General features: G+C 70.0%; 13 protein-coding genes. 5 read left to right on the top strand and 8 right to left on the bottom strand.

Features of this window, described 5'->3' with window-relative positions; genetic code table 11:
- The first annotated feature begins 16 nt into the window (after positions 1–16).
- Positions 17–1,807: an acyl-CoA dehydrogenase C-terminal domain-containing protein gene (locus TSO352_RS27630; RefSeq protein ID WP_109110270.1), complete on the top strand. Its 1,791-nt coding sequence runs from the start codon at positions 17–19 to the stop codon at positions 1,805–1,807.
- A 427-nt stretch (positions 1,808–2,234) separates the two neighbouring features.
- A complete protein-coding gene (locus TSO352_RS27625) occupies positions 2,235–2,888 on the top strand; it encodes a response regulator transcription factor (protein ID WP_109110269.1) in 654 nt (217 codons plus the stop codon).
- Positions 2,889–2,970: 82 nt separating this feature from the next.
- Here TSO352_RS27625 and TSO352_RS27620 read toward each other — a convergent pair whose 3' ends face one another.
- The 6 genes from TSO352_RS27620 to mutY form a co-directional block, all read right to left on the bottom strand.
- The gene (locus TSO352_RS27620) at positions 2,971–3,405 is read right to left on the bottom strand and encodes a CBS domain-containing protein (protein ID WP_109110268.1); all 435 of its coding nucleotides are present in this window, start codon (positions 3,403–3,405) and stop codon (positions 2,971–2,973) included.
- A gap of 175 nt (positions 3,406–3,580) precedes the next feature.
- On the bottom strand, positions 3,581–4,279 hold the full coding sequence (locus TSO352_RS27615) for an OmpW family outer membrane protein (protein WP_199231736.1): 699 nt from the start codon (positions 4,277–4,279) through the stop codon (positions 3,581–3,583).
- Positions 4,280–4,435: 156 nt separating this feature from the next.
- The gene (locus TSO352_RS27610; protein WP_247872465.1) at positions 4,436–4,957 is read right to left on the bottom strand and encodes a hypothetical protein; all 522 of its coding nucleotides are present in this window, start codon (positions 4,955–4,957) and stop codon (positions 4,436–4,438) included.
- On the bottom strand, positions 4,954–6,117 hold the full coding sequence (locus TSO352_RS27605) for an FAD-binding oxidoreductase (protein WP_109110267.1): 1,164 nt from the start codon (positions 6,115–6,117) through the stop codon (positions 4,954–4,956). The genes TSO352_RS27610 and TSO352_RS27605 overlap by 4 nt, the downstream gene beginning before the upstream one ends.
- Before the next feature lie 29 nt (positions 6,118–6,146).
- Positions 6,147–6,896 carry a DUF1194 domain-containing protein gene (locus TSO352_RS27600; protein WP_109110266.1) on the bottom strand — a complete coding sequence of 250 codons (750 nt, stop codon included), beginning with the start codon at positions 6,894–6,896 and terminating at the stop codon, positions 6,147–6,149.
- A 34-nt stretch (positions 6,897–6,930) separates the two neighbouring features.
- On the bottom strand, positions 6,931–8,010 hold the full coding sequence (gene mutY / locus TSO352_RS27595) for an A/G-specific adenine glycosylase (protein WP_109110265.1): 1,080 nt from the start codon (positions 8,008–8,010) through the stop codon (positions 6,931–6,933).
- A gap of 162 nt (positions 8,011–8,172) precedes the next feature.
- On the opposite strand from mutY, the gene TSO352_RS27590 reads away from it, so the two are divergent.
- The 3 genes from TSO352_RS27590 (at position 8,173) to smc (ending at position 13,081) form a co-directional block, all read left to right on the top strand.
- Entirely contained in the window at positions 8,173–8,655 is a 483-nt protein-coding gene (locus TSO352_RS27590; RefSeq protein ID WP_109110264.1) for a DciA family protein, read from the top strand.
- Between the two features lie 90 nt (positions 8,656–8,745).
- Positions 8,746–9,393 (top strand): DsbA family protein, encoded by a 648-nt coding sequence (locus tag TSO352_RS27585; protein ID WP_247872464.1) that lies wholly within the window; start codon positions 8,746–8,748, stop codon positions 9,391–9,393.
- A 226-nt stretch (positions 9,394–9,619) separates the two neighbouring features.
- A complete protein-coding gene (gene smc / locus TSO352_RS27580) occupies positions 9,620–13,081 on the top strand; it encodes a chromosome segregation protein SMC (protein ID WP_109110262.1) in 3,462 nt (1,153 codons plus the stop codon).
- Positions 13,082–13,329: 248 nt separating this feature from the next.
- Here smc and TSO352_RS27575 read toward each other — a convergent pair whose 3' ends face one another.
- Positions 13,330–14,379, bottom strand: coding sequence for a hypothetical protein (locus TSO352_RS27575; RefSeq protein WP_109110261.1), 1,050 nt, complete (start codon positions 14,377–14,379; stop codon positions 13,330–13,332).
- Between the two features lie 53 nt (positions 14,380–14,432).
- Entirely contained in the window at positions 14,433–15,713 is a 1,281-nt protein-coding gene (locus TSO352_RS27570; protein WP_109110260.1) for an FAD-binding oxidoreductase, read from the bottom strand.
- Between the last annotated feature and the right edge of the window lie 202 nt (positions 15,714–15,915).

The following is a 15,915-nucleotide window of genomic DNA, read 5'->3' as shown; positions in this document are numbered from 1 at the left end:
GGGGGAGGAACGAGAGATGCCGATCTACAAGGCTCCGCTGGAGGATGTGCGCTTCGTCCTCGACGAGATCGTCGGGCTGGACAAGCTGTCGGCCCTGCCGGGCTATGAGGAGGCGACGCCGGAACTCGTTGGCCAAGTGCTGGAGGAAGGCGCCAAGCTGTGCGAGGAGGTGCTGTTCCCGCTGAACCAGTCCGGCGACGGCGAGGGCTGCCATTTCGAGAACGGCGTGGTCCGCACGCCGAAGGGCTTCAAGGAAGCCTACGCCACCTACATCGAGGCCGGCTGGCAGGGTCTGGCCTGCGACCCGGCCTATGGCGGGCAGGGTCTGCCGAAGCTGGTCAACATCATGCTGGAGGAGTTCATCTGCTCCGCCAACCTCAGTTTCGGCATGTATCCCGGCCTGTCGCTCGGCGCCTACAACGCGCTGTCGATGTACGGCTCGGACGAGCTGAAGCAGCGCTTCCTGCCCAAGCTGGTCGACGGCACCTGGTCCGGCACCATGTGCCTGACCGAGCCGCATTGCGGCACCGACCTCGGCATCATCCGCACCAAGGCGGTGCCGGACGAGCAGGGCGGCTACACGATCACCGGCACCAAGATCTTCATCTCGGCCGGCGAGCATGACCTGACCGAGAACATCCTGCATCTGGTGCTGGCCCGCCTGCCCGACGCCCCGGCCGGGACCCGCGGCATCAGCCTGTTCCTGGTGCCGAAGTTCTTGGCCAAGGAAGACGGCACCCCCGGCGCGCTCAACGGCGTCGCCTGCGGCTCCATCGAGCACAAGATGGGGATCAAGGCGTCGTCGACCTGCGTCATGAACTTCGAGGACGCCACCGGCTGGCTGGTCGGCGAACCGCACAAGGGCATGCGCGCCATGTTCGTGATGATGAACGCGGCCCGCCTGGCCGTGGGCATCCAGGGGCTGGGGCTGTCCGAGGTCAGCTATCAGAACGCCGTCAACTACGCCCGCGAACGGCTCCAGGGCCGCTCGCTGTCGGGGGTGAAGGCGCCGGACAAGCCGGCCGACCCGATCATCGTCCATCCCGACGTGCGCAAGAACCTGATGACCGCCCGCGCCTACACCGAGGGCGCCCGCGCGCTCGGCGCGCTGGTCGCCTATCACCTCGACGTGGCGGAGCGGCACGCCGACCCGCGCACCAAGCGCGACAGCGACGAGTTCGTCCAGCTGATGACGCCGATCGTCAAGGCGCTGTTCACCGACATCGGCTTCGAGTCGGCCAACATCGCCGTGCAGGTCCATGGCGGCCACGGCTTCATCTGGGAAACCGGCGTCGAGCAGTATGTCCGCGACGCCCGCATCTGCCAGATCTACGAAGGCACCAACGGCATCCAGGCGCTCGACCTCGTCGGCCGCAAGCTGCCGCAGGACATGGGCCGCCTGCTGCGCCACTTCTTCCACCCGGTCGGCCGCGACATCGAGGCCGGCATGGAGGACGACGAGCTGGGCGAGTTCGTGATGCCGCTGGCCAAGGCCTTCGCCAAGCTGCAGCAGGCGACCGCCCTGATCGCCCAGAAGGGCCTGAAGGATCCGGAGGAGGCGGGGGCTGCGGCGTCCGACTACCTGCGCCTGTTCGGGCTGGTGGCGCTGGGCTGGAGCTGGCTGACCATGGTCAAGGCGGCCAAGGCGAAGCTGGCGGCCGGCGACGGCAACGCCGCCTTCTACGAGGCGAAGATCACGACCGCGCGCTTCTACATGGCCAAGCTGCTGCCCCAGGTGAACAGCCTGTTCATCACCATCACGGCCGGCGCCAAGCCGCTGATGGAACTGGAAGACGCGGCGTTCTGAGTCGTCGTGCGGACGCCGGGCCATGGGCGGTTCGCCGCCCGGGACCGTTGATGTGGGGATCGGTGTCCGACGCTCCTGCGGACACCGAGGATCTGAGGCCGGTTCGGCACCGTTCGGGTGCCGGCCCGGCCTTTTTTTGTGGCCGTACTGTGCGTTTGCAAAATGTCTTGGAATTGTTATATGTCCTTGGAGATATCGCCGACGGGCTGGGTCCACTCCGCCGATTGGTGGCCAGAGCCGTGACAAAAGTTAATTTCCGGTTGTCCACTCTCGCCCCTGCGTGTTACATCTCAATAGAGATTACGTTCGGCCGGTACCTGCTATATCCTTTGGATTTTAGGGAATATGCGGGTGGCGACAGCCCCCTCCTTTTCTCAAGTCCATGGGGCGACTTTCGGAGGGCAGGCATGGTTCGGGAGTTTGAGCGATGAAAATCCTGATCGGTGATGATCACGTCCTGTTTCGGGAAGGTCTTCGCCGTCTGCTTGAGCAACTCCGCGAGAGTGCAACTTTCGCGGAGGCCAGCAATTTCGATGAGCTTCTGGACATGGCGGCGTCCGGCGAGAGTTACGACCTCGTCCTGACCGACCTGCGGATGCCCGGTTGGCCGGGCTTTTCCGGGATCGGCATGCTGCGCGACCGGCAGCCGGGGGCCAAGGTGGTGGTGATTTCCGCCTCGGAGGCGCACTCCGACGTGCGGGAGGCGCTGGAAAACGGTGCCGCCGGCTACATTCCGAAATCGTCCAGCGTGAAGATCATGCTGAGCGCGCTCGACCTGATCTTCTCCGGCGGCGTCTATGTCCCGGCGACGGTGCTGCGCGAGGGCGCGGAGGCCGACATGCGCGGCGGTGGCGGTTCGGTCATGCCGCCGTCCGACCCGCAGTTGGAACAGCTGCTGACCCAGCGCCAGCGCGAGGTGCTCGACCGCCTGCGCGAGGGCAAGTCGAACAAGCAGATCGCCCATGAACTGGGCCTGTCCGAAGGCACGGTGAAGATCCACATGACGGCGATCTTCAAGTCGCTGGGCGTGCGCAACCGCACCCAGGCGGCGATGGCCTTCCCGCAGTCGCATTCGGCCTGACGCAAGACGCTTCGGTGTCGATGGACAGAGCCCCGCCGGACCCGGTCCGGCGGGGCTCTGTCCGTTCCCGCAGGGGGGCTGCTCACCCCATTCCGGCGACATAGCCGCGCAGCGACTCGACCTCCAGTTCGGCGTCGTCGATCCGCGCCTTCACGACGTCGCCGATGCTGATGACGCCGATCACCCGGCCATCCTCGACGATCGGCACATGGCGGATGCGGCGTTCGGTCATCACCGCCATCATGTCGGCGACGGTGTCGTTGGGGGCGGCGGTGATCAGCTCGCGCGTCATCAGGTCGGCGGCCGGACGGTCGAGCGCCGCCGCCCCGTCGCGGGCGACGGCCCGCACGATGTCGCGTTCCGACAGGATGCCGACCGGCAACCCGTCCTCGTTCATCACCAGGACCGCGCCGATCCGGTGTTCGGTCAGCAGGCGGGTGACCGCGGCGACCGTGTCGCCCGGTGCGGCGGACACGATGCGGCTGCCCTTGCGCTTCAATACGGCTGCGACGTGCATGGCGGTACGGCCTCCCTTCCGATGAGCCAATGATTGAATCATGGTCCGGGTGGAACGCTCCACAAGGCAACCCGCCAAAAAGAAAGGGCGGCCCCCTCCAAAAGGAGAGGGTCGCCCCCGATCTCGCCGCGTTCCGGCACCGCGAAGGGCGCCGGAACCGTCGGGATTGGTCCGCTTAGAAGCGGTAGCCGACGCCGACGCCGACCAGCCACGGGTCCAGCGTGACCTTCGAGGTGACCGGCAGCGCGCCGTTGACGGTGGCGCTGACGTCGGTCTTCAGGAAGATCTTCTTGACGTCGAGGTTCAGCGACCAGTTGCCGGTCAGGGCAACGTCGACACCGGCCTGGAGGGCCCAGCCGAAGCGGTTCTTGTACTCGACGTCGGTGATGCGCAGGCCGGCCGGGTTCGGGTTGTTGGCCGCGTCCTCACGGTAGAACAGCGTGTAGTTGATGCCGGCGCCGACGTAGGGGCTGATGCGCTCCTTCGGCATGAAGTGGTACTGCAGGGTCAGGGTCGGCGGCAGCAGGGAGACCTTGCCGATCTCGATGCCGCTGCCCAGCGCCGAGCGCAGGTTGCCGCTGACCTTGTGGCGGCTGGTGCCGGCGATCAGCTCGGCCGCGATGTTGTCGGTGAAGAAGTAGCTGAAATCGACCTCGGGGATGAAGTCGTTGCCGACCTTGGCCGACCCGATGTCACCCAGAGCGGTGTTGTTCAGCGTGCCCTTTTCCTGGGGCAGCACGGCCAGGCCGCGCGCACGGACGAGGATGTCGCCGGCCGACTTGCCCTTGAAATCCTGAGCGAGCGACGGGGAGGCAATGGCGACAAGGGCCGAGGTCGCCAGCAGGGCGGCGGCGGCGCGCGACAGAATCTTCATGGGGGTCTGCTCCAGGCAATGCGTTGTTGCTGTTCTGTGGCATCAGCCAATGGAGCTATTACCAGACCCGGGCTATGGGTACTAGAGGGGCACAACCGAACGCGTCCCGATGCAGCAGCTCTGCAACAGTGACGAGTTGTCGCATGGACAGCGAAATCAAGGGCTTGGTTTGATCGTCGGTTGTGGAATCAGCGCCAAGCAGTTCTGGACGATGGCGTAGCATTGTCCAAGTCGCGCGGCTCCGCCGGAAGCACCACCATACACAACGCGTTCGACGACACCATTCCGCAAACTGAAGGTTGCATCGCAGTCGAAGCTGGAGATCTCGGTGCCGTAGGCCGGCCAGTCCAGGCCATAGCCGTAACCGTAGCGGCGCGGTCCCCAGCCGCCGCCATACATGCCGAAGGCGGGGCTTGGGTATGAGACGATGCGGGCGCTGCGGTAGGTGAAATACTCGCGGTTGTCGACGCTGGCCTGACGGTCGGGCACGCCGGCGCAGGACAGCAGCGTTTCCTTCGGCATGCCGATCAGCGCGGTCTGCGCGACCAGCGCCTGGTCGGCCGCCGGGTTGGCGCAGCCGTTCAGCGCCGCGGCCAGCGCACACGCCAGCGCGGCGAGGGTGGTCCGCCGGAATGCGGTCCGCCGGATGGTCTTGCCGGACGTGCGACCCATGGTCATGACATCCCTCCCTTCCCGATCAGCGCGGGGCGGCCCGGCGACAGGTCGGACGCGGCCACGCCCAGCGCACGGACATCCTCCGGCAGGTCGCCGCCGGTGGCGAGCGCCGCGGCGACGCGGCCCAGCGCGGGCGCGGTCTGGATGCCGTAGCCGCCCTGGCCGGCCAGCCAGAAGAAGCCCTCCGCGTCGGGGGCGAAGCCGACGACCGGCACCTTGTCGGCGACGAAGCTGCGCAGGCCCGCCCAGCGGTGCGCCAACCGTCGAACGGTGAAACGCGACGCTTGTTCCAGCCGGTCCACCGTTTCGGCGACGTCGATGTCCTCCGGCTGCACGTCGCAGGGCTCGACCGGCGTCTGGTCGGCGGGGGAGGCGAGCAGCCGGCCGGCGTCCGGCTTGACGTAGAAGGTCTCGGCGATGTCCGACACCATCGGCCAGCCGTCCAGCCCCGCCTTGTCGGCCGGATCGGCGAACACCGGGTCGAAGGTGATGGCGGTGCGCCGCTTCGGCACCAGCCCGACGGTGGCGACGCCGGCCAGCCGGGCCATCGCGTCGGCCCAGGCGCCGGCGGCGTTCACCAGCACCGGCGCGGCGAAGGTGCCGGCGGCGGTGTCGGCGACCCACAGCCCGCCGCGGCGGGCCAGCCCGCGGACGTCGGCGTCGGTCACCACCCGGCCGCCGCGCGCCTTCAGGCCGCGCAGGCAGCCCTGGTGCAGGGCGTGGACGTCGATGTCGCGGGCGTCGGGCTCCCACACGCCGCCGCCGACGTAGTCCGGGCGCAGGAAGGGGGCGCGGGCCAGCACCTGCGCGCGGTCGAAGCGTTCGACCGACGGGGTCAGGCGGCGGCCGCCGTCGAACTCGGCGTCCAGACGGGCGGTTTCATGCTCGCGGCCGATGATCAGCACGCCGCGCGGGGTCAGCAGGGTGTGGTCGGTGAAGCCGGCGGGCGGGTTGGTGTAGAAATCCCAGCTCGCCACCGTCAGGGCGCGGATCGCCGCCGGGCCGTAGGTCTGGGTGTAGAGCGCCGCCGACCGGCCGGTCGAATGGTAGCCGGGCTGCGATTCGCGCTCCAGCACCACGACCGTTCGCTGCGCCGACAGCTCGTAGGCCGCCGAGGCGCCGGCCATGCCGGCCCCGATCACCAGGACATCCACCCGCTCCACGATCGACGCTCCTCAATCCCTGTCCACGGCTATGGTACGGCGATGCCTTGGCTCGGCATGTGATCGGGCAGGGCGACCATTTCAAGGATGAGTTTCTGCCGCAGGGCCGCGACGAAGCTGTCCTTGTCCATCGCGCTCTTCACGAAGCTGCCGGGGCCGCCGATCACGTTTTCCTCGAAATACTCCTCCAGCCAGGGGAATTCGTCGAGGATCGCCAGCCCGTTGATGACGATGCCGTTCCGGGTGGCGCGGTCGCGGGCCACCGCCGGGTCGAGGCCGCCGTTGGAAAAGCCGTTCGACACCAGGTCGATCACCCGGCGCGACGCCTGTCCGCCCCGGCCCGCGTCCTTCTGGTCGAACAGCTTGGCCGCCGTCTCGATGGCGCTGCCCAGCGCCGTCGAGTCGCCCTGGAAGCCGCGGGGCAGGGCGTCGATACGGTCGGCGAAGCGCGCCGCGTCCTCCGGCGTCGTCAGCGGCGTCCAGGGGATCAGCACCCGCAGGCTGTTCGGCCCGGAATAGGCGGTCAGCGTCACCCGCGCGCCGGCCGCCGCCAGCGCCTCGGCCACCGCGGCGTCGCGGAAGGCCGCGGCATGGCCCTGGAGCTGGAATTCGAGGTCGCCGGTGGTGATCGAGGCCGATCCGTCGAGCGCCAGCACCAGCGCCACCCCGGCGCCCTTCCCGGCGTCCGCCTTCGGCGGCGGTTCGGCCCTTGCCAGGACGGTCAGGGCCAGCAGCGCCACCAGGGCGGGCAGGAGGGCGGACAGCAAGGCGCGGGGCATTCCGATCGGCACTCCCAATCTTCAGGCGCGGCGGTCAGGCGTGGGCCAGCGCGTGGCGGACCACCTTGACCATCACCGACGGCAGCGCCTGGTCGCCCAGCCGGTCGACCGGCACCCACAGCCCGTCCGCCCGCTGCCAGCCGTCGCCGGCCGATCCGGCGACCACCTCAAGTTCCAGGTGGAAATGGCTGAAAGTGTGGCGGACCATGCCGGGCAGCCGGCGCCAGCGCACCGGCAGCGGCTGCTGCGCCGCCACCGCGGCCTCGGCCGGCGCGTCGGCCGCCCAGTGGGTGGAGGGCACCTCGGTCATGCCGCCCAGCAAACCCTCCTCCGCCCGGCGGCGCAGCAGGACGGCGCCGTCGGGGTTCAGCAGCCAATAGGCGACGCCGCGCCGGGTCGGCTTGTCGGCCTTCGCCACCTTGCGCGGCAGGCCGTCGGCGACGCCGAGCGCGCGGGCGCGGCAGAACTCGGCCCACGGGCACAGCATGCATTTCGGCTTGCGCGGGGTGCAGACGGTGGCGCCGAGGTCCATCATCGCCTGGGCGTAGTCGCCCGGCCGTTGGTCCGGCGTCAGGGTGGCGGCGAGCCGGCGCAGGGTCGGCTTGGCGTTCGGCAGCGGCTCTTCCACCGCGAAGATGCGGGCGATCACCCGCTCGACGTTGCCGTCGACCACCGTCGCCTTGCGGCCGAAGGCGATGGCGGTGATGGCGGCGGCGGTGTAGGCGCCGATGCCCGGCAGCTCCAGCAAGTCCGCCTCGTTGTCCGGGAAACGCCCATCCGGCCGGTCCGCCACCACGCGGGCGCATTTGTGCAGGTTGCGGGCGCGCGCGTAGTAGCCGAGCCCGGCCCAGGCGACCAGCAGGTCGTCCAGCGGCGTATCGGCCAGCGCCCGCACCGTCGGCCAGCGTTCGGTGAAGTTGCGGAAATAGGGGGCGGCGGCCGGGACGGTGGTCTGCTGCAGCATGATCTCCGACAGCCAGACCCGGTAGGGATCCGCGGTCTCGCCCGGCCTGGCGCGCCAGGGCAGGTCGCGGCGGTGACGGTCGTACCAGGACAGCAGCCGCGCCGCGGCGTCGGCCGGAATCGAATCGGGGATCAGCGAATCTGGAATCATGGAGGGAAGAAATAGAGGGTCCGGAGCGTCTGGGGAAGGGACGGGCGCGGTGCTGGGCATCAGCCCACGCTTGCGCTAGGGTGCCGTCACCCCACATGACCGGAACCGGGCGCCCCGGTCGCATGACCAGAAGCGGGCGCCGCACAGGAGTGATCGCAGAGCATGAGCGGACCGCGTCGCATCGGCCAATCCGTTCCGGAGGTCGCCGGCAAGGTGCTGGGCAAGCGCGGGCTTGCCTTCGGCGCGCTGATCACCGACTGGCCGTCGATCGTTGGCCAGCAGCTCTCGCTGCGCACCGCCCCCGACAAGCTGAGCTTCCCCCGCGGCAAGCGGGAGGAGGCGACGCTGCACATCCGCGCCATGGGCGCCATCGCGCTGGAACTGCAGCATCTGGAACCGCAGATCATCGAACGGATCAACAGCTTCTTCGGCTACCGCGCGGTGGTGAAGATCCGGCTGATCCACGCCGCCTTGCCGTCGACCCCGTCCCCGGTGGTGCGCCCGCGCCCGCTGACGATGGACGAGGAGATCGGCATCACCGCCACCACCGCCACCGTCGAGGACGAGGAGCTGCGCGCCACCCTGGAGCGCTTCGGCCGCTCGCTGCTGGCCCGGCCGAAACGGGCGCCCACCACCCCCCGGTGAGGGGGCGGGGCGGAGGAATCCCCGGCGCCGCGCTGGACGGGCCGGGACGTCATTGGCTATACATCAACATCTGGTAGGGATGAGGGCAAAGTGAACCGCAAAATTTTGGGCCTCGCCGGGCTTCTCGCCGTTGGCGTCACCGCTGCGTTCGGCACGGCCATGACCGCCGCGCCCACCACCGCGCTCGCCGCCGCGACGCTGCCGCCGGTGTCGGAGCTGATGGCCGACCGCGTGCTGGGCGATCCGAAGGCGCCGGTGACGATCCTCGACTATTCGTCGATGACCTGCCCGCACTGCGCCCATTTCCACGCCGACGTGCTGCCGAAGATCAAGGAAACCTACATCGACACCGGCAAGGTGAAGCTGATCTTCCGCGACTTCCCCTTTGACCAGGCGGCGCTGCAGGCCAGCATGCTGGCCCATTGCGCGCCCACCGAGCGCTACTACCCGCTGACCGACGTGCTGTTCAAGAGCCAGTCGACCTGGAGCCGCTCCAGCGATCCGAACAAGGCGCTGGCCCAGTACGGCAAGCTCGCCGGCATGACGCAGGACACCATCGACGCCTGCTTCGCCAGCAAGGAACTGGCCGACGCCATCCTGAACAGCCGCCTGACCGGCCAGAACCAGTACAAGATCGAGGCGACCCCGACCTTCATCCTGAACGACGGCAAGGAACGCGTCGAAGGCGCCCAGTCCTTCGAGGAGTTCGCCAAGGTGATCGACAAGCTGCTGAAGTGATGGGCTGACTGTTCGCTGTGTCGTTTGGGCGCTGCGTGATGCCCCCTCCCTAACCCTCCCCCGCCCTCGGCCGGCCGAAGGCCGGTCCGATCGCGGGAGAGGGGACTGCCGCCGCCTATGCATAAGGCACCCTCTCCCGCGCCAGCGGGGGAGGGCGGGGTGGGGGCATTAGTCTTCCCGTGCAGACACCTACAATAGCCTTCAGTACACCAAAGGTTGTTCCCCAGTGCAGTTCACGCGTCTCCGCCTGTCGGGCTTCAAGTCGTTCGTCGATGCCACGGAGCTGGTCATCGAACCCGGGATGACCGGCATCGTCGGTCCCAACGGCTGCGGCAAGTCCAATCTGGTGGAGGCGCTGCGCTGGGTGATGGGCGAGACGTCGGCCAAGCGGATGCGCGGCGACGACATGGACGACGTCATCTTCGGCGGCACCTCCAGCCGTCCGGCCCGCAATCTGGGCGAGGTGACGCTGGCGGTCGATAACCGCGCGCGCACCGCGCCCGCCAGCCTCAACGAGCATGACGAGCTGGAGATCACCCGGCGGATCGAGCGCGGGTCGGGCTCCGACTACCGGGTCAACGGCAAGCTGGTGCGGGCGCGCGACGTGCAGCTGCTGTTCGCCGACAACGCGTCGGGCGCCGGCTCCCCGGCGCTGGTCAGCCAGGGCAAGGTGGCGCAGATCATCTCGGCCAAGCCGCAGGACCGCCGCGCCCTGCTGGAGGAAGCCGCCGGCATCACCGGCCTGCATTCCCGCCGCCACGAGGCCGAGTTGCGGCTGAAGGCGGCGGAAACCAACCTGACCCGCCTCGACGACGTCATCGGGGCGATGGACACCCAACTGCAGAGCCTGAAGAAGCAGGCGCGGCAGGCCGCCCGCTACCGCAACCTGTCCGACCAGATCCGCAAGGCGGAGGCGGTGCTGTGGCACCTGCGCTGGATGGCGGCGCAGGACGACCGCCAGCGCGCCCACGCCGCCTTCGCCGCCGCCGAGGCCGCGGTGCGCGACCGCATGCTGGCGGTCAACCAGCTCGCCGCCCGCCGGACCGAGGCCGCCGCCGGCCTGCCCGACACCCGGCAGAGCGAGGCGCGCGCCGCCGCGGCGCTGCAACGGCTGGTCATCGCCCGCGAGCAGCTCGATGCCGAGGACAAGCGCGTTGCCGAGCAGCAGCGCGCCCTGGAGGCCCGGCTGCGCCAGATCGCCGGCGACCTTGGCCGCGAGGAGGCGCTGGCCGCCGACGCCGGCGAGGCGCTGGCCCGGTTGGAGGCCGAGCGTGACCGGCTGCTGGCCGCCCAGTCCGACGAGGAGATGCTGGAGGAGGCCGCCGGCGAGGCGCTGGCCGAGGCGCGCGACCGCGTCGACACGCTCGACCGCGAGCTGACCCGTCTGACCGAGGCGGTCGCCGCCGACGAGGCCCGCCGCGCCGCCACCCAGCGTCAGGTCGCCGAGTTGCAGGCCCGCGCCCTGGGGCTGGCCACCCGGCTGGCCGAACAGAAGGCCCAGCGCGCCGCGCTGGAGGCGGAAATCGCCGGCCGCGCCGACCTGTCGGAGGCCGAACTGGCGGTGGAACTGGCCGAGCAGCGGCTGGAGCAGGCGCGCGACGCCGCCGAGGCCGCCGAGCACGCCAAGGCGGACGCCGAACCGGCCCAGTCCCGCGCGCGGGAGGCGCTGTCCGTCGCCGAGTCCGCCCGCGCCAAGCTGCGCGCCGAGGAGCGGGCGCTGGCCGAACTGCTGGAGGCCGGGGCCGGCGGGCTGTTCCCGCCACTGGTCGACGCCGTCACGGTGGCACCGGGCTATGAGGGCGCACTGGCCGCCGCGCTGGGCGACGCGCTGACGGCGCCGCTGGACGAGGCGGCGCCGGTGCATTGGCGCACGCTGCCCGGCTACGACGCCGTGGCGCCGCTGCCGCCGGGGGCCGAGCCGCTGGCCGACCGGGTGCAGGGGCCGCCGGCCGCCGGCCGGGCGCTGGCCCATGTCGGGGTGGTCGATGACGCCGCAAGCGGTGTGGCGCTGGTGGGGGCGCTGGCGCCGGGGCAGGTCCTGGTCAGTCGCGACGGCGGGGCGTGGCGCTGGGACGGGCTGACCGTCCAGGCCGGGGCGCCGACCGCCGCGGCGGTGCGGCTGAAGCAGCGCAACCGGCTGGCCGAGCTGCGCGGCGACCTCGATCTCGCCGACGAGCGGGTGGAGGAGGCGCGCGAGGCGCTGGAGGCGGCCAAGCTGGCGGTGGAGGCCGCCGCCCAGGCCGACCGCCGCGCCCGCGATGCGGTGCGCGAGGGCTTCGGCGCGCTCAACACCGCCCGCGACCGCCACGCCAAGCTGGCGCGTGAGGCCGACGCGGCGTCCTCCCGCCTCGCCGCGCTGGTCGAGGCGGTGGAGCGGCTGGCCGCCGACGAACGCGAGGCCGCCAGCCGCCGCGACGAGGCGGTGGAGCTGCTCGACGCCTTGCCGGACGCGCGGGAGGGGCGGGAACGGGTCAACGAGCAGCGGGCGGCGCTGGCCGAACACCGCGCCGTCCTGGCCGAGCGGCAGAACGCGCTCGACCGGCTGACGCGCGAGGCGCAGGCGCGGGCGCAACGGCTGGCGGCGATCCAGGCCGAAACCGCCTCGTGGGACACCCGCTCCGCCGGGGCCGGCGGGCGGGTCGCCGAACTGCGCAGCCGGGCCGAGGCGGCGGAGGGTGAGATCGCCCAACTGTCCGGCCGGCCGGCGGCGATCGCGGCGGAGCGCCAGGAGTTGCAGGACCGCATCGCCGCGGCGGAGCGCGACCGCAAGCGCGCCGCCGACGCGCTGGCCGGGGCCGAAGCCCGGCTGGCCGAGACCGAACAGGCGCTGCACGACGCCGAGGCCGCGCTGGCCGACGGCCGTGAAGCCCGCGCCCGCGCCGAGGCGGCGGTGTCGGCGGCGCTCCAGCAGGAACGCACCCTGACCGAGCGGATCGCCGAGCGGCTGGACTGCCGGCCGGACGACACCCGCGCCGCCGCCGAGCTTGCCCCGGATGAACCGCTGCCCGATGCCGGCGCGGTGGAGGCGCGGCTCGACAAGCTGACGCGCGAGCGCGACGGCATGGGGCCGGTCAATCTGCGCGCCGAGCTGGAGGCGAGTGAGCTGGACGCCCAGATCGCCGGCCTGCATGGCGAGCGCGACGACCTGACCGCCGCCATCGCCCGGCTGCGTCAGGGAATCGCCAGCCTGAACCGCGAGGCGCGCGAACGGCTGATCGCCAGCTTCGACGTGGTCAACCGCGACTTCCAGGAGCTGTTCACCCGGCTGTTCGGCGGCGGCAAGGCCTATCTGGAACTGGTGAACGCCGAGGACCCGCTGAACGCCGGCCTGGAGATCTACGCCAGCCCGCCCGGCAAGAAGCTGCAGGTGCTGTCGCTGCTGTCGGGCGGCGAGCAGGCGCTGACGGCGCTGTCGCTGCTGTTCGCGGTGTTCCGCTCCAACCCGGCGCCGATCTGCGTGCTGGACGAGGTCGACGCCCCGCTGGACGAGGCGAATGTCGGCCGCTTCTGCGATCTGGTCGAGGACATCGCCCGCCAGGGCGACACCCGCTTCCTGATCATCACCCACCACCGCCTGACCATGGCGCGGGTCGACCGCCTGTTCGGCGTGACGATGGTCGAACGCGGCGTGTCGCAACTGGTCAGCGTGGATCTGAGCCGGGCGGCGGAGTTGCGCGGGGTGGCGTGAGGCGGTGGGGCTTCGGCTGACGATGCCCCCCACCTCAATTGCCCCCTCCCCATCCCTCCCCCGCTCTCAGCGGACCTGTGGTCCGCCTGTCGCGTCAGCACAAACCGGAGGTTTGTGCGAGAGCTCCGCGGGAGAGGGGGTAAGACGCTTGTCGGCGTAACGTGAATGCCGAAGCGGCGGAGTTCCCTCTCCCGCGATAGCGGGGGAGGGTTAGGGTGGGGGCATTCGAAGCCGACACTCCCACATCCTCACCCGCCGCGCTTCCACACCGTCGTCTCGATGTAGCGGCTGGCCAGGAAGCGGTAGGTCTGCTTCTGCAATTGCTCGATCTTGGGGGAGCGTTCCAGCGACACCTCGTCCCAGCCGCGGAGCAGATCCTCCCATTCCAGCAGCTTGGCGCGGAGGTCGTCGCGGATCTTGCGGATGAACTGCACGGTGGGGTGGAAGTTGCGCAGGGCGCCGACGATGTCGCCGGTCTGCGCGTCGGCCTGGTCGAAGATCAGGTCGTATTCGGACAGCGGCTTGCGGATCAGCCCCTGCATCCGGTTCAACTCGCTGCAGAAGGTGCGGTCGGTGCGGTAGACCGTGGCCAGCTTGCCCAGGCAGGAGTCGATCTTGCGGATGTGCTTGAAGCGGTCGCGCAGCGCCTCGATGTAGGACAGCTCCTGCGCCAGATCGTCGATGCGGTCGTTCAGATACTGTTCGGGGTTGGTGGTCAGCTTCAGCCGCTCGGCGATCCGGGCGAAGGCGATCTTCACCTTGCCCTGGGTCTGCGGATCCTCCACCAGCTGTTCCAGCTCGTCGGCGTCCGACACGATCATCTCGCCGCCGCCGACGAAGGACACCAGCTGCACGATCAGGCGGCCCTTGGCGAGGGCGCGGTGCTTGTCGTCCACCGACCAGGACGCCCGGCCGTCCAGCAGCTCGCCGGGGATTTCCTCGCCGGGGCGGATCTGCTTCACGAAGGCTAGCCCCTGCTCGATGATCTCCAGCAGGCGGGCGTCGTGGCTGCCCTCCTCGATCTGGAAGGACTCCATCAGGGTGGGGAAGGCCAGCGCCACCTTCAGGTCGCCGAGCAGGATGTTGAGGACGGCGTCCTTGCTGTTCGGCTCCTGGCAGAAGAAGGCGCCGGGCAGGCTGAACACCTTGTGCTGGAAATCGAAATGGGTGTCCCGCATCGGCTGGGCGAGCACATTCTCCTGCGCCGCCTTGTCCGCCACCTCCTTGTCCACAGCGGAATCGGCGGGGGCGGGGGCGCCGCCGGTGGTGGGCTCGTCGCTGCTGGGGGTGTCGGTCATCGGTTCCGGACGCAATGGACAATGGGCTGCGGGCAATGGAATGCCGGAGCACCCTACAGCAGATCGCGCAAACGGAACCAGAGCATTGCGAGGACCAACGCCGGTGTGCGGAACCGCCGGCCGCCGGGAAAATGCATGTGGGGGACGCGGGCGAACACGTCGAACCGCTCCGCCGTTCCGCGCACCGCCTCGGCCATCACGCGGCCGGCCATGCCGGCCAGCGCCACGCCATGCCCGGAATAGCCGTGGGCGAACAGGGTGGTCGGCGACAGCCGCCCCAGATGCGGCATGCGGTTCATGGTGATGGCGACCTGCCCGCCCCAGAAGTAGTCGACGCGGGCGTCGCGCAGCTCCGGATAGACCCCCAGCATCTTCAGCCGCATCGCCTGCTTCAGCCCCGGCGCGTCGAGCCCGGAATAGCTGACGCCGCCGCCGAACAGCAGCCGGTGGTCGGCCGACCGGCGGAAATAGTTCAGCGCGAAGTTCATGTCCGACACCGCGATGTTGGTCGGCAGCAGCGCCTTGGCGCGCGCCTCCCCCAGCGGTTCGGTGGCGATCAGGTAGGTGGCGACCGGCATGATGGTGCGGGCCAGCCCCGGCGCCAGCCCGCCCAGATAGGCGTTGCCGGCGAGGATCAGGTGCCTGGCACGGACCCGGCCGCGCCCGGTGCTGACCCAGGGCGCGCTGCCGCTGTCGAGCGCGATGACGCGGCTGTTCTCGAAGACGCGGACCCCGGCGGCGTCGGCGGCGCGGGCCAGCCCCAGCGCGTAGTTCAGCGGATGGAGATGGCCGCTGCCCTCGTCCAGCAGGCCGCCGATGTAGGCGTCGCTGCGGACATGGTCGCGGATGCCGGCGCGGTCGAGCCGCCGTACCTTGTCATAGCCGTAGTCGTCGCGCATCTCGCGCTCCAGCGCCGTCACGTCCTGCATGTGGCGCGGCTTCAGCGCGGCGTAGGCGAAGCCCCAGGTCAGGTCGCAGGCGATGGCGTGGCGCTCCACCCGTTCGGCGAGCTGGGCCTTGGCCTCCTCGCCGAAATCCCACAGGTGGCGGGCGTCGTCCTTGCCGACCCAGCTTTCGATCGTCGCCATCGGCTTGTTGTAGCCGGTGATGATCTGGCCGCCGTTGCGGCCCGACGCGCCCCAGCCGCAGCGCTCCGCCTCCAAGAGGATGACGTCGAGGCCGCGCTCCGCCAGTTCCAGCGCCGCGGTCAGGCCGGTGTAGCCGCCGCCGACGACGCAGACGTCGCACGCCAGCTCGCCCTCCAGGATGGGATGGTCGGGCCGGGGGGCGGCGGAGGCGGCGTACCAGCTGTTCAGGTATGAGGCTTTCGGCATGCGGCGCAGTTTAAGGCTCTCCCGCTGGTCGTGGTCAATCGCAAATACGCGAAAGACCATTCGACCGAGGGAACAGCTTTCACATCACGGCGAGGGGCTGAACCATGCCATGTTTTTAATTGCCTTCGCAGGCCTCAAGTTCTTTTCTAGCCCTTTCGAAGCCAACCCGAGCGACATATTCGGTTGAGACTGCACATTCTTT

This window comes from Azospirillum sp. TSO35-2 (assembly GCF_003116095.1).
In the GTDB taxonomy this organism is placed as follows: Bacteria; Pseudomonadota; Alphaproteobacteria; order Azospirillales; family Azospirillaceae; genus Azospirillum.
This window is presented reverse-complemented; position numbering and strand designations above follow the sequence as displayed.

Excerpts from the sequence above, each read along its gene's own strand:
- mutY (WP_109110265.1), bottom strand. The coding sequence starts at position 8,010 with ATGATTCCAGATTCGCTGATCCCCGATTCGATTCCGGCCGACGCCGCG.
- TSO352_RS27600 (WP_109110266.1), bottom strand. The coding sequence starts at position 6,896 with ATGCCCCGCGCCTTGCTGTCCGCCCTCCTGCCCGCCCTGGTGGCGCTG.
- TSO352_RS27630 (WP_109110270.1), top strand. The coding sequence starts at position 17 with ATGCCGATCTACAAGGCTCCGCTGGAGGATGTGCGCTTCGTCCTCGAC.
- TSO352_RS27615 (WP_199231736.1), bottom strand. The coding sequence starts at position 4,279 with ATGAAGATTCTGTCGCGCGCCGCCGCCGCCCTGCTGGCGACCTCGGCC.
- TSO352_RS27620 (WP_109110268.1), bottom strand. The coding sequence starts at position 3,405 with ATGCACGTCGCAGCCGTATTGAAGCGCAAGGGCAGCCGCATCGTGTCC.
- TSO352_RS27625 (WP_109110269.1), top strand. The coding sequence starts at position 2,235 with ATGAAAATCCTGATCGGTGATGATCACGTCCTGTTTCGGGAAGGTCTT.
- TSO352_RS27610 (WP_247872465.1), bottom strand. The coding sequence starts at position 4,957 with ATGACCATGGGTCGCACGTCCGGCAAGACCATCCGGCGGACCGCATTC.
- TSO352_RS27575 (WP_109110261.1), bottom strand. The coding sequence starts at position 14,379 with ATGACCGACACCCCCAGCAGCGACGAGCCCACCACCGGCGGCGCCCCC.
- TSO352_RS27570 (WP_109110260.1), bottom strand. The coding sequence starts at position 15,713 with ATGCCGAAAGCCTCATACCTGAACAGCTGGTACGCCGCCTCCGCCGCC.
- TSO352_RS27590 (WP_109110264.1), top strand. The coding sequence starts at position 8,173 with ATGAGCGGACCGCGTCGCATCGGCCAATCCGTTCCGGAGGTCGCCGGC.